The 13,146-nt window shown below is 59.2% G+C and carries 9 protein-coding genes; 3 read left to right on the top strand and 6 right to left on the bottom strand.

Annotated elements, in window-relative coordinates:
* Positions 1–2: 2 nt before the first annotated feature.
* The 4 genes from argC to K3754_RS08315 form a co-directional block, all read right to left on the bottom strand.
* Entirely contained in the window at positions 3–1,031 is a 1,029-nt protein-coding gene (argC, locus tag K3754_RS08330) for an N-acetyl-gamma-glutamyl-phosphate reductase (protein ID WP_259942786.1), read from the bottom strand.
* A gap of 36 nt (positions 1,032–1,067) precedes the next feature.
* Entirely contained in the window at positions 1,068–1,877 is an 810-nt protein-coding gene (gene murI, locus K3754_RS08325) for a glutamate racemase (protein ID WP_259942784.1), read from the bottom strand.
* Between the two features lie 7 nt (positions 1,878–1,884).
* Positions 1,885–2,772, bottom strand: coding sequence for a lysophospholipid acyltransferase family protein (locus K3754_RS08320; RefSeq protein ID WP_259942782.1), 888 nt, complete (start codon positions 2,770–2,772; stop codon positions 1,885–1,887).
* A gap of 75 nt (positions 2,773–2,847) precedes the next feature.
* Entirely contained in the window at positions 2,848–6,264 is a 3,417-nt protein-coding gene (locus K3754_RS08315; RefSeq protein ID WP_259942780.1) for an indolepyruvate ferredoxin oxidoreductase family protein, read from the bottom strand.
* Positions 6,265–6,438: 174 nt separating this feature from the next.
* Here K3754_RS08315 and K3754_RS08310 point away from each other — a divergent pair, with 174 nt between their 5' ends.
* The 3 genes from K3754_RS08310 to purL all read left to right on the top strand — a co-directional run bounded on the left by K3754_RS08310 (position 6,439) and on the right by purL (position 10,583).
* Positions 6,439–7,344 (top strand): LysR family transcriptional regulator, encoded by a 906-nt coding sequence (locus K3754_RS08310; RefSeq protein ID WP_203211476.1) that lies wholly within the window; start codon positions 6,439–6,441, stop codon positions 7,342–7,344.
* Positions 7,345–7,754: 410 nt separating this feature from the next.
* The gene (locus tag K3754_RS08305) at positions 7,755–8,285 is read left to right on the top strand and encodes a hypothetical protein (protein WP_259942776.1); all 531 of its coding nucleotides are present in this window, start codon (positions 7,755–7,757) and stop codon (positions 8,283–8,285) included.
* Positions 8,286–8,423: 138 nt separating this feature from the next.
* Positions 8,424–10,583 carry a phosphoribosylformylglycinamidine synthase subunit PurL gene (purL, locus tag K3754_RS08300; RefSeq protein ID WP_259942774.1) on the top strand — a complete coding sequence of 720 codons (2,160 nt, stop codon included), beginning with the start codon at positions 8,424–8,426 and terminating at the stop codon, positions 10,581–10,583.
* Between the two features lie 228 nt (positions 10,584–10,811).
* Here purL and K3754_RS08295 read toward each other — a convergent pair whose 3' ends face one another.
* On the bottom strand, positions 10,812–12,071 hold the full coding sequence (locus tag K3754_RS08295; protein WP_259942771.1) for a VWA domain-containing protein: 1,260 nt from the start codon (positions 12,069–12,071) through the stop codon (positions 10,812–10,814).
* 60 nt (positions 12,072–12,131) lie between these two features.
* The gene (locus K3754_RS08290; RefSeq protein WP_259942769.1) at positions 12,132–13,040 is read right to left on the bottom strand and encodes a MoxR family ATPase; all 909 of its coding nucleotides are present in this window, start codon (positions 13,038–13,040) and stop codon (positions 12,132–12,134) included.
* Positions 13,041–13,146 lie beyond the last annotated feature (106 nt).

Genomic DNA, 13,146 nt, shown 5'->3' with positions numbered 1-13,146 from the left:
CCTCATGGGAACAGAGGGGCCATCATCAGCCCTTCGGTCTCTTCCAGACCTAACATCAGATTGGCGTTCTGCAAGGCTTGACCGCTCGATCCCTTGGTCAAGTTGTCCAATGCGGCGATGACGATCACGCGGCCCTCGATCCGGTCCGCAACCACCCCGATATGGCAGAAGTTAGAGCCGCGAATGTGCCGTGTGCTGGGCGCCTCGCCCATCGGCAGAACCTCGATAAAGGGTTCATCTGCATAAGCTTTTTGCAATGTCGCATGGATCTCTTCAGCCGAGCCCTTGACATAGCAGGTCGCCAGAATGCCCCGGTTCGCAGGTACAAGATGCGGCGTGAACTGCACCTGCACGGGCCGTCCTGCAACTGCGGTAAATTCTTGGTCAAACTCGCCCAGATGCCGGTGCGTGCCGCCCACGGCATAGGCATGATAACCTTCGGACAACTCCGCATGCAGCAGGTTTTCCTTCAACGCCCGACCTGCCCCCGACACCGCGCATTTCAGGTCCATGATGATCTCGTCCAGATCAATCACCCCTGCGGCGATCAACGGCCGCAGTGCGAATTGCCCAGTGGCCGCGTTGCAGCCCGTACCCGCCACCAGACGCGCGGTGGCGATCTCGTCGCGGTAAAATTCGGTCAGCCCGTAAACCGCCTCTTCCTGCTGTTCCAGCGCGGCATGGGGATTGCCATACCATTTGTCGTATTCCGCCGGATCGCGGAGCCGGAAATCCGCAGACAGATCGACAATTTTCAAGGTTTTGGGCAATGCGGCGATCACTTGCTGCGAGGTCTTGTGCGGCAGGGCGCAGAAACACAGGTCAATCTGGGAAAAATCGATATCTTCGATGGTCACCAGTTCGGGCAGGTCCAAATGGCGCAGGTGCGGAAACACCTCAGACATCTGCTGCCCGGCCTTGGAGTTCCCTCCCAAGGCTTTGATTGTCATAGAAGAATGGCCAGCGATGAGCCGGATCAGTTCTGCGCCGGTATAGCCGGACGCGCCAAGGATGGCGATGTTATAGGTCATGTGTCGGTCCCACTTTGGGTATGATGTGCAAGAGTTTCAGGCGGCGGTAAATGTGATTTCTCGTCGCAGAAACTGTGTTGCGCGGCTGCTGACCCGTTTTGGATCGCCCGTTGTCAAAAACGACGATGTGCCGCTGCCCGTCATGTTGGGGTGCCGTTCCAGATAATCGGCGAGGCTTTCGGCCACCAAAGAGGCCTGCGAAAACACTTTTACATCCGGGCCCAGCGCATCCTGAAAGGCCTTTTGCATCAAGGGATAATGGGTGCAGCCCAAGATCGCCGCTTCTGGATCGGGCATCTTGCGTTTGAGCGCATCCACATGGCTGCGCACCATCGCCTCGGCAAGTATGAAATCGCCGTCTTCGATGGCATCCACAATCCCGCCACAGGCCTGCGCCTCAACGTCCACGCCGATTGCCCGGAAGGCCAATTCCCGCTGAAACGCCCGCGATGCCACAGTGGCGGGTGTGGCAAACAGCGCCACGTGTTTTACAGCCACCTCGCGGGGCGGTGAGTTATCGCCCCACTGGCGTTCCGTCATCGCCTCGATCAGCGGCACAAACACGCCCAGAACACGCTTGTTTTCGGGCACCCAGCTTTCCTGCATCCGGCGAAGCGCGGCGGCCGAAGCGGTGTTGCAGGCCAGAATCACCAAATCGCAGCCCGCATCAAACAGCCGCTGCACAGCGGCCACGGTCAGGTTGTAGATATCATCGGCGGTGCGCACGCCGTAGGGTGCATGGGCGCTGTCCGCCAAATAGACAAAATCTGTATCCGGAAGCCGCTTTTGCACTGCATCCAGAACTGTCAGCCCGCCAAGGCCGCTGTCAAAAATACCTACTGCCATGTCACTGTCACCTTGCAGCGCGATGCCGCTCTTCAAATTCAAAGCCCAACTCGCTGGCGCGATCCGGCTCTTGGGACAACTCATAAGTGGCTTTGCGCAGGAAATCCATCATCGCTTTGCCGTCTTTTGACAGTGGGTTCAGAATGTCGCGGGTGATGGGTGCTCCGATGGCCACGCGCACCGGGGTATCGACCCGTTTGCGAAATTCCTTGATCAACAGCCCCATGCGCAATGTGCTGTGCAGGTGACTGGCAATCTGGAACATTCGGCTGGTGTGCCCGTCAAAATAGACCGGCACCACCGTGGCATCTGATTTTGCAATCATCCGCGCGGTAAAGCTGCGCCAGACCGGATCCAGCGGCTTCGAAAACGGCCTTGCCGCTGTGCTGACAGTGCCCCCCGGAAAGATACCGATGGCACCGCCCTGCCCCAGATAGTCAAGCGCGGTCTTTCGGGTCTGGATGTTCAACGCCAGCGCCGCCTTATCCGCATCAAAGCTAATGGGCAGGAGGTGTTTGCCCAGATCGGGCGCACGGCGGAACACCGAATGGGCCACAATACGGAAATCACCGCGCGCCTGTGACAGCATTCGCCCCATCATAAGCCCGTCAAGAATGCCGTAGGGATGATTTGCGATCAAAATCACGGGGCCATGGCGCGGGATATTGGCCAATGACCCGCTGGTGATCTCAAGGCTCAGCCCATAGCGATCTGCCATAACGTCAAAAAAGCTGCGCCCCGAACGCATATCTTCCTCATAGCCGGAGGCACGGCGGATCAGACCCAGCCGTCCGGTGCTGTTCTCCATCAACCGGATCAGGGCTCGCCCACCACGCGATGCGGCGGAATAGGCGTAAGAGATATCGCGGGTGGATGCGGCGGTGTCTTTGGTCATCTCTCTTCCGGTCGTAAATGGGGGCAGGCACCCTGCCCCCATTTACGACGGTTTTGCGAAGATTACATGACGAAGTTACTCTGCCGCCTTGGATGTTTTGGTGCCGCCCGCCCGGATCACCGACAACAGCTCTTCGCGGCGCTTGGCCGCTTTGGCCTCATTTGCCTCTTTCACCGGACCAAAGCCGCGGATTTGCAGGGGCAATTCGGCAAGCGCAACAATGGCATCACGGGTCTGATCTGTGAGCAACGGCAATACTTCGGCCATATCACGCTCATATTGTTTGATCAGCGCCCGTTCCATCTTGCGCTCTGCTGTGCGGCCAAATGGGTCAAGCGGCGTGCCGCGCAGGCCCTTCATCTTGGCCAACAGGCGCAAAGGTGTCTCCAACCATTCGCCAAATTCGCGTTTCTTGGGACGACCATCCGGCCCTTTGCCACTCAGCATCGGCGGGGCGAGGTTGAAAGTCATTTTGAAATCACCGTCAAATTCCGCTCGTGCCTTGTCACGGCTTTGCAGCAGCAGACGCGCCACTTCGTATTCGTCCTTATAGGCCAGCAACTTGTGATAGCCCAGCGCGGCCGCCTCTTTGACCGCCCTATCCGAAATGCCATCCAGCATCTTGCCATAGCGTTTGGCCAACCGTTTGCCTTGATACGCGGTCAAATGCTCCTTGCGGAACGCGATCTTGTCGTTCAGCGTTTTTGGCAGCGCGATCACCTTGGGTTTACTGACCTCTGCGGCGTCCTGTGGATAGAGCACCGCCCAGCGCCCGATCTCGAACGCCCTCAGGTTCCGGTCTACTGCGGCACCGTTCATGCGGATGGCCTCTTGCAGGCTCTCCAATGACAGCGGCAAAAGCCCCTGCTGCCAGGCCGCACCAAAGACCATCATGTTGGAATAGATACTGTCGCCCAGCGCCGCCTTGGCCAGATCAGAGGCGTCAAACAGCGCCACATCGTCTTTCAGACGCGCCTGCAGGGCCAGCTCAAGCCGGTCGTAGGGCAATTGGAATTCTGTATCGCGGGTGAAATCGCCCGTGATGATCTGATGCGAGTTCACCACAGCACCGGTTTGCCCCATCTTGGTCAGACCAAGTGTCTTGTTCCCGGCTGAAACCACCAGATCGCCGCCGATCAAGGCATGTGCCTCCCCCGTGGCCACGCGGATGGCGTTGATATCTTCGGGCCGCTCGGCCAAGCGGCAGTGGATATGCACCGCGCCGCCCTTCTGCGCGAGGCCCGCCATTTCCATCATGCCCGCACCTTTGCCATCCAACTGGGCGGCTTGTGCCAGCAATGCGCCAATGGTCACAACACCTGTCCCGCCCACTCCGGTGATCACCACGTTATGGGTGCCGTCGATTTTGGGCAGGTTTGGCATCGGCAGATCGGGGATGGTAAGCTCTGTCGTGGGATCCTTGCGGATCTTGGCCCCTTCGAGGGTCACAAAAGACGGACAGAACCCTTTGACGCAGGAAAAATCCTTGTTGCAGGACGATTGATCAATCGCACGCTTGCGGCCCAGCTCGGTTTCATTGGGCACGATAGAGACACAGTTGGACTGCACCCCGCAATCACCGCAACCTTCGCAAACCGCGTCGTTGATAAACACCCGTTTGTCCGGATCGGGGAACAGCCCCCGTTTGCGGCGGCGGCGTTTTTCGGCGGCGCAGGTCTGGATATAGACAATCGCGCTGACGCCTTCGACCTTTTCAAAATGTTTCTGCACATTCATCAACTCGGCACGCTCAAACAGCTCAACACCTTTGAACGCAGAAAAATCAACGTCTTCTTTCTCGTCATAAACAACGGCAAGGGTCTTGACCCCCATCGCCTGCAGTTCCGCGACGATGCGCGGGGCACTGAGATCGCCCTCGTTGTGCTGGCCGCCGGTCATGGCAACCGCATCATTGTAAAGGATCTTGTAGGTGATGTTGGTGCCTGCCGCGAGGGCCGCGCGGATCGCCTGAACGCCCGAGTGGTTGTAGGTGCCATCGCCAAGGTTCTGGAACACATGTTTGCGGTTCGAGAACGGTGCCTCACCGATCCAGTTCGCGCCCTCGCCCCCCATATGGGTAAAGCCGGTTGTCTCACGGTCCATCCATTGCACCATGTAGTGACAGCCGATGCCTGCATAGGCCCGCGCACCCTCGGGCAGTTTGGTCGATGAATTATGCGGGCAGCCTGAGCAGAAATACGGCAAACGCGCCGCGATATCTTCGGCATTGTCGGCGCGGCGGGCATTGTCCAATGCCTCAAGCCCGGCGCGAATGCCATCGGTCTCGCGCCCCTCTTCCAAAAGGATGCCGCCAATCTTTTCCGCAATCAGAATTGGATCAAGCGCTCCGCGTGTCGGGAACAGTTCTTCGCCATGCTCAAGCCCCGCACCGCCGCCCTTGTACCAACCATAGACCCGGCGGTGCTGATCCGAGAACAACGCCTCTTTGATCTGCACTTCGATCAGCTTGCGCTTTTCTTCCACCACCACAACAAGATCAAGACCTTCGGCCCACTCATGAAAGCCCTTCATATCAAGCGGGAAGGTCTGCCCGATCTTGTAAAGTGTGAGGCCCAGCCGCTCCGCCTCGTTCTCGTCGATGTTCAGCAGGCTCATCGCGTGCAGCAGATCCAGCCAGTTCTTGCCCGCAGCGGCAAAGCCGATCTTGGCCCCCCGCTTGCCCCACATGCGCTTGTCCATCTTATTGGCATGGCTGAAGGCTTCGGCGGCATAGCGTTTGTAATCGATCATCCGGATTTCTTGCAGATGCGGCGTGTCGCCAAGGCGGATGTTCAACCCGCCGTCCGGCATCTCGAACTCCGGCGTGATCAGTTTCATCCGGTTTGGATCACCATTGACGACGCTGGTAGCCTCGACGGTGTCTTTCATCGTCTTGAGACCCACCCAAAGGCCAGAGAACCGCGACAAGGCCCAGCCGTAAATACCGTAATCAAGAATTTCCTGAACACCCGCAGGGCTGACCACGGGCATATAGGCATCCACCATCGCCCATTCCGATTGGTGCAACACGGTAGAGGATTCGCCGGTGTGGTCATCCCCCATCGCCATCAGAACACCACCATGCTTGGAACTGCCGGCCATATTGGCGTGGCGCATCACGTCGCCGGTGCGGTCCACACCCGGACCTTTGCCGTACCACAGGCCAAAGACACCGTCATATTTGCCTTCGCCGCGCAGCTCGGCCTGCTGGGTGCCCCAAAGGGCGGTTGCGGCCAGATCTTCGTTCAGGCCGGGCTGAAAACTGACGTTATACGCGGCCAACAGTTTCTCTGCCCTGCTCATCTGCAGATCGACCCCGCCAAGAGGGCTGCCGCGATAGCCGGTGCAATGGCCCGCAGTGTTGAGACCCGCGGCCCTGTCCCGCGCCGATTGCATCATCATCAGACGCACAAGCGCCTGCGTGCCATTGAGCAGCACAGGTGATTTTTCCAGATCAAAACGGTCGTTCAGCGAAATCTTAGGGGCAGTCATGGCGGTCCTCCCTTAGGGCGCGATGGCAAACAGATATGGACGGCTATATAGGTCACAATTGCTGACCTGTATAGCGTGTTTTTTGTGCATAAGTGCAAATCTGCCGATCCAACCCCTGTCTTTTGGTCCAATTTAGGTTAGGACTAACGCAAAAAAGAATAGGATCGCGGGACGATGGATTGGGACAAACTCAGAATATTTCACGCCGTAGCGGATGCCGGGTCCCTGACCCACGCGGGCGAGAAGCTGAACCTGTCGCAATCTGCCGTGTCACGGCAGATTCGCGGCCTAGAGGAACAGCTTAACACGAACCTGTTTCACCGCCATGCGCGGGGGCTGATCCTGACCGAGCAGGGCGAGCTGCTTTTTGATGCCACCTCTGCGATGACCAAACGTGTCGATGCCGCTGCCGCCCGCATTCGCGACAGCGAAGAAGAGGTGTTTGGCGAATTGCGCGTCACCACCACCACCGGCTTTGGCACCCTGTGGCTGGCACCCCGGCTGCCAAAGTTATACGAGAAATATCCCGATCTAAAGGTCGACCTGATGCTGGAGGAACGGGTATTGGACCTGCCGATGCGCGAGGCGGACGTAGCGATCCGTATGAAAGAGCCCTCCCAAGCGGACCTTATTCGCAAACGTTTGATGAATGTACGCATGTGCCTTTATGCCAGCCCGAAATACCTGGCCGAACACGGCAACCCGCAAACCATCGAAGAAGTGTCCAATCACCGACTGATTTGCCAGAACACCGACAGCGATCAAGTTGCGGCAGGTCAGAACCTTGTACAGCAACTGATGCTGAATGATGTGCGGTCCATGCTGACCGTGAACAATTACTTCGGCGTGCTGCAGGGGGTTCTGCATGATCTGGGGATTGGGGTTCTACCGGACTACCTAACGCAGGATTTTCCCGATCTGGTGCAAGTCCTGCCCGAAGTTGAGTCGGCAGATGTGCCTGTTTTTCTGGCCTATCCCGAAGAATTGCGCCAATCCAAGCGCGTTGCGGCCTTCAAAGACTTCGTTCAGGATGAGATCATTTCTTACCGCAAGCAATTGAGAGAAAAAGAAAAAGACTAAGCTATGCACGGCGCGCATACCGGACATGCTTACTAAATGGTCAAAACTGACTTGATCGAAGCAGCACTGCTGCCTAATTGACCATCATGAAGATTGACCGCCCGAGGGCGCGTCGCTTCATACCTCCCTGTTGGACTTGGCCGAGCGTAATGCTCGGCCTTTTTTTTGCGCATCGGTCTGAGGATCGGTCCATCACCCCACTGCATACGACCTGAACGTGCCTCTGTTCCTACCGGGTCGGCGCAACGCCAGAAAAATCAAAACCCGATAAACAGATATAAAACAGTCAGTTAAACAAATTCTCTACCCGTTTTTCAAAATTTTTTGGAACTTCCCACCCAGGCATCCGTTGTCTCACCGTACACCGCTGACGATGCGGACTGAGAGTAACGAATGAAGGAGTTTACACCATGACACGCAAGCTTTTGCTGACATCCACCACCGTCGCCACACTGATCGCCGCCCCTATGGCCTATGCAAGTGGCACCATCGCTGATGAGCTGCCAACCAACTCGCCTGAAGTGAGCGCGAACGTACCCGCGACTGATGGCGGTTCGACATTGAACAATTACGATACGGACAACAAACGCTATGGTCTCGGCATCGCCGATTATGACCCCACTACCATGAGCCTCACCGATGAAGAATACGCGGCGGTGAAGGCCTCCGTCGGTGCCAACTTCGAAACCCAAGACGGTGAAGTGTTGGGCGTTGTGAAAGGCGTCAGCTTCGACGGCCAGGGCAACCCTGAAATGATTGTGGACCTGGAAGAAGATACCAAGATTGACGCCGAAGTGCTGGTCGTGACGCTGCTGCCAGACAGCCTGCGCCTCGATAACGGCCAGATCGTGATCGATACCACGGCGGACGAGCTTTACCTCAAGGCCCAGCAGGGTTCCAAGGCCGATGACGAAACACGCACAACTGTCATCGTGATGTAAACGGATCGCCCTTTCGGGCATCCCTGCACCAAGGGGCGGCTTTCCACTTCGGAAAGCCGCCCATTTTTGCGTATCCCCCTTCCCCCGCGCCCGCCCATCCTCTAAGAGACGCGGCATCAATGCCGAAGGGGACCGCGCATGACCGAACCAGCCATCACCGAAGACATCATTGCCGCACATGGCTTCACCCCGGATGAATACGCCGAAGTGAACAACATCCTCGGCCGCGCCCCCAATTACACCGAGATGGGCATCTTCTCGGCAATGTGGAACGAACATTGTTCGTATAAGTCCTCCAAGAAGTGGCTGCGCACCCTGCCGACGACCGGCCCGCAGGTCATCTGCGGCCCCGGCGAAAACGCTGGCATCGTGGATATCGGCGACGGCCAGGCGTTGGTTTTCAAAATGGAAAGCCACAACCACCCCTCCTACATCGAACCCTACCAAGGGGCCGCCACAGGCGTGGGCGGGATTCTGCGCGATGTCTTCACAATGGGCGCCCGCCCCATCGCGGCGATGAACGCGCTCAGCTTTGGCCGCCCCGATCACCCCAAGACCCGCCAGCTTGTGCATGGTGTGGTGGCCGGCGTCGGCGGATATGGCAATTGTTTTGGCGTGCCAACCGTGGGCGGCGAAGTGCGCTTTGATGCGGCCTATGACGGCAATTGCCTGGTCAATGCCTTTGCCGCAGGCCTCGCAGATGCCGACAAGATTTTCTACTCCGCTGCCTCGGGCGTGGGCATGCCGGTGGTCTATCTTGGTGCCAAAACCGGCCGTGATGGCGTTGGCGGGGCGACCATGGCTTCGGCCGAATTCGACGACACGATCGAAGAAAAGCGCCCCACCGTGCAGGTCGGCGACCCCTTCACCGAAAAGCGCCTGATGGAAGCCACGCTGGAGCTGATGGCGACAGGTGCGGTGATCTCGATCCAGGATATGGGCGCGGCGGGTCTGACCTGCTCTGCCGTGGAAATGGGCGACAAAGGCAAACTTGGTGTGCGCCTTGATCTTGAAAAGGTGCCCACGCGCGAAGAGAACATGACCGCCTATGAGATGATGCTGTCGGAATCACAGGAACGCATGCTCATGGTCCTTCGCCCCGAGCTTGAGGCAGAAGCCAAAGCCGTGTTCGACAAATGGGATCTGGATTTTGCCATTGTCGGGGAAACGCTGGCCGATGACCGGTTCCTGATCATGCTGAACGGCGAGGTCAAGGCCGACCTGCCGCTCAGCAAACTGGCCTCCACCGCCCCTGAATATGACCGCCCCTGGGTCGAAACCCCGCCAGCCGAACCCATGGCTGATGTGCCGGGGGTCGACCCGATTGACGGGCTCAAGGCGCTGATCGGTGATCCGAACTATGCCGCCAAGAACTGGGTCTATGAACAATATGACACCATGGTGATGGGCGACACCGCCCGCACGCCCGGCCTTGGCGCGGGAATTATCCGGGTGCATGGCACCGACAAGGCAATTGCCTTCACCTCCGATGTGACCCCGCGCTATGTCAAGGCGAACCCCTTCGAAGGCGGCAAGCAGGCGGTCGCGGAAGCCTACCGGAACCTGACCGCTGTTGGCGCACGGCCTTTGGCCACCACCGACAACATGAACTTCGGCAACCCCGAAAAGCCGCAGATCATGGGCCAATTTGTAGGTGCGATCAAAGGCATCGGCGCGGCGGTTGAGGCGCTGGATATGCCTATCGTGTCGGGCAATGTCTCGCTCTACAATGAAACCGACGGCGCGGCGATCCTGCCCACACCCACCATCGGCGCAGTGGGCTTGCTGGACCACACCGACGATCTGATCGGCTGCGAAGTCCGCGAAGGTCATCTTGCGCTGGTTCTGGGCGACACCGCGGGCCACCTCGGCCAATCGGCGCTGCTGGCACAGGTCTTTGGCCGCGCGGATGGCGACGCGCCCCATGTTGATCTGGCCGCAGAAAAAGCCCACGGGGATTTCATCCGCGCCAACCGTGCCCTGATCAAAGCCTGCACCGACCTCAGTGATGGAGGTCTGGCACTGGCCGCCTTTGAAATGGCCGAAGCCGCAGATGTGGGCGTCACCCTCGACACCGCAGACACGCCGACGCTGTTTGGCGAAGATCAAGCCCGCTACCTGATCGCCTGCAACTTTGATCAGGCCGAAGCCTTGATGACCGCCGCAGGTGCCGCAGGTCTGCCCCTGCATACGGTCGGCAAATTCGGCGGCAGTGATGTGTCCTTCGGCGGCACCTCCGCCCCGCTCGAAGAGCTCAAAACCATCTACCGTACCACCTTCGCGGATACTTTCGCCTGATCCTTTGGGTCCGGAGCCGCCCTTGCTTGTGCACGGGCGGCCCGATCAGCGCGGCACGGTCAAGACAAATCGCCGAGGGCCCCCGCAGGGGATACGGCTATTTGTCTTGAGCGGGACGAGAAGATTGGGCAGACAGGGCTCAAGCAAGGGATGCACCCCGGACCCTTTGGGTCAGGTGAGCCCGCAGCGAAAACCGGAAAAATCAAACACCGAATGCGGCGCAGCCGCTCATTGCTCCATGGCCAGCAACAGGCGCTGCTTTTCGCCGCTGTCATCGGGACGTGACAAAGCCTCGGCCAAAGCTTCCAACGAGGCGATGGAATGACCGGCGCGGAAACTGTCCACATGAGGCAACATCGCGCGAATGCCTGCCGCCTTCGGCGCAAATCCATCCCAGCGCAGCAGCGGGTTCAGCCAGATCAGCCGCCGCGCGGTCAGATGCAGACGCTGCATTTGCCGCCCCAAGTCCTCGGGCGCATCTCGATCCAGCCCGTCGGTGATCAAAAGAACCACCGCACCCTGCCCCATGACCCGCCGCGACCAATCGCGGTTGAATGCCTCAAGACTGGCCCCGATCCGGGTGCCGCCTTCCCAGTCCTGCGCCTCGGCCCCCGCCGCCGCCAGCGCCGCATCCACATCACGGGTGGCCAGATGGCGGGTGATATTGGTCAGGCGTGTGCCAAAGGTAAAGGCATGCACCCTGGCCCAACCTGCCCCCTGCGCGTTGCTGACAGCATGCAGAAAATGCAGGATCATTCGCGAATACTGGCTCATGGACCCTGAGATGTCGCACAGCACCACCAGATTGGGGTAACGCGGGCGCGGGGTCTTGAGCACAAGCCGGTGCATCTCGCCGCCTCTGCGCAATGCCCCGCGCAGGGTGCGGGCGGCATCGATGCGCCCGCGCGGCGCGGCCATGGCCCGGCGCGACGGCAAGGGATTGACCGGCAGGGTCAGCCGCGCCAGCATGCGTTTGGCCTGGGCAATTTCGGCAAGGCTCATCTGTTCAAAATCCAGTTGGCGCAACCGTTCGGTGGCCGACATGGTCAGGCTGGCGTCCACTTCCAATAATGGATCATCCTGGGCGGTCTCGTCTTCATCCTGCGGTAGCGGCGCATCTGCGCCGTCCAACAAGGCCTCCGCCGCGCGTTTTTCCGCCGCTTGGGCCGGTCTGTCCTCCTGTACCCCGCGGATCGCAGGCAACATCGCCGACATCATATGTTCCAGATAACGCGGATCACGCCAGTAAAGCCGGAAGATCTGCGCAAAGACCCGGCGGTGCTCCGGGCGGTTCACAAAACAGGCATGCAGGGTCCAGTAGAAATCGCGTTTTTCAGTGAAACCCGCCACCTGCACCGCGCGGATCGCGTCGATCACCCGTCCGGGGCCAATGGGCAACCCCGCCCGGCGCAGAGCGCGGGCGAAATGGGTGATGTTGCCCGCCAATTTGGGATCATCGGGCAGATCGAGGGGCAGATGTTCAGCCATGAATGGCTGATTGGAGGCTCTGCCTCCAAACCTCCGGAGTATTTTGGGCCAAAAAGGGGGTCATGCCACTTCCAGCGTGGCCCTGGCCTGATCAAGGATGCGTTTGGCCTCGGACCCTTGCAGTTTGGCAATGTCATCTTGGTATTTCAGGATCGCGCCCAATGTGTCGGCGATCACCTCGGGGCTGAGACTGATCACGTCGAGGGCCAGAAGGCATTTGGCCCAATCGATGGTTTCGGCCACGCCGGGTTTCTTGAACAAATCCTCGGTGCGCAATTGCTGGACAAAGGCGACAACCTCCCGGCTGAGCGCCTCTGATGCCTCGGGCGCGCGCGCAGCGATAATCTCCATTTCGCGGTCGAAACCGGGGTAATCGACCCAATGGTAAAGGCAGCGCCGTTTCAGCGCGTCATGCACCTCGCGGGTGCGGTTCGAGGTCAGGATCACGATCGGCGGCTCTGGCGCCTTGATCGTGCCAAGTTCGGGGATGGTGACCTGAAAATCGCTGAGCGCTTCGAGCAGGAACGCCTCAAATGGGGCATCGGTGCGGTCCAGCTCATCAATCAGCAGCACCGGCGCGCCGTTTTCATCGGGGCGCATCGCCTCGAGCAGAGGGCGTTCAATCAGATAGTCATCGCTGAAAAGCTGGGTATTGAGCGCGGCACTGTCGGCACTGCCCGTGGCCTCGGCCGTGCGGATCGCAATCATCTGGGCCGGAAAGTTCCACTCATAGACTGCAGAAGAGGCATCAAGCCCCTCGTAACACTGCAGGCGGATCAAGCGGCGGTCCAGACCCGCCGCCAATGCCTTGGCAATCTCGGTCTTGCCCACGCCAGCCTCCCCTTCGAGAAACAGCGGCCGGCCAAGCGAGAGGGCGAGAAACACCACGGTGCCCAAAGCCCGGTCGCTGATATAGCCCTGATCGTCCAGCATTTTCTGAACGGCGTCGATACTGGATATGTCTGGCATGGCAGCTCCTCTTGCCTCAAAGGTGCATCTTGGCGGCGCAGCGTCAAGCCGTGCTGGCGGATATGTCACGCCCTGCCCGCCTGCTGCTGCAAAGATTGACGCGATT

This window comes from Sulfitobacter sp. M368 (assembly GCF_025141875.1).
GTDB classification, from domain to species: Bacteria; Pseudomonadota; Alphaproteobacteria; order Rhodobacterales; family Rhodobacteraceae; genus Sulfitobacter; species Sulfitobacter mediterraneus_A.
The sequence above is the reverse complement of the archived record's forward strand: the minus strand, read 5'-3'. Positions and strand labels throughout refer to the sequence as shown.

Coding starts and splice junctions, on each gene's coding strand:
- K3754_RS08305 (WP_259942776.1), top strand. CDS start 7,755: ATGACACGCAAGCTTTTGCTGACATCCACCACCGTCGCCACACTGATC.
- K3754_RS08320 (WP_259942782.1), bottom strand. CDS start 2,772: ATGACCAAAGACACCGCCGCATCCACCCGCGATATCTCTTACGCCTAT.
- murI (WP_259942784.1), bottom strand. CDS start 1,877: ATGGCAGTAGGTATTTTTGACAGCGGCCTTGGCGGGCTGACAGTTCTG.
- argC (WP_259942786.1), bottom strand. CDS start 1,031: ATGACCTATAACATCGCCATCCTTGGCGCGTCCGGCTATACCGGCGCA.
- purL (WP_259942774.1), top strand. CDS start 8,424: ATGACCGAACCAGCCATCACCGAAGACATCATTGCCGCACATGGCTTC.
- K3754_RS08290 (WP_259942769.1), bottom strand. CDS start 13,040: ATGCCAGACATATCCAGTATCGACGCCGTTCAGAAAATGCTGGACGAT.
- K3754_RS08315 (WP_259942780.1), bottom strand. CDS start 6,264: ATGACTGCCCCTAAGATTTCGCTGAACGACCGTTTTGATCTGGAAAAA.
- K3754_RS08310 (WP_203211476.1), top strand. CDS start 6,439: ATGGATTGGGACAAACTCAGAATATTTCACGCCGTAGCGGATGCCGGG.
- K3754_RS08295 (WP_259942771.1), bottom strand. CDS start 12,071: ATGGCTGAACATCTGCCCCTCGATCTGCCCGATGATCCCAAATTGGCG.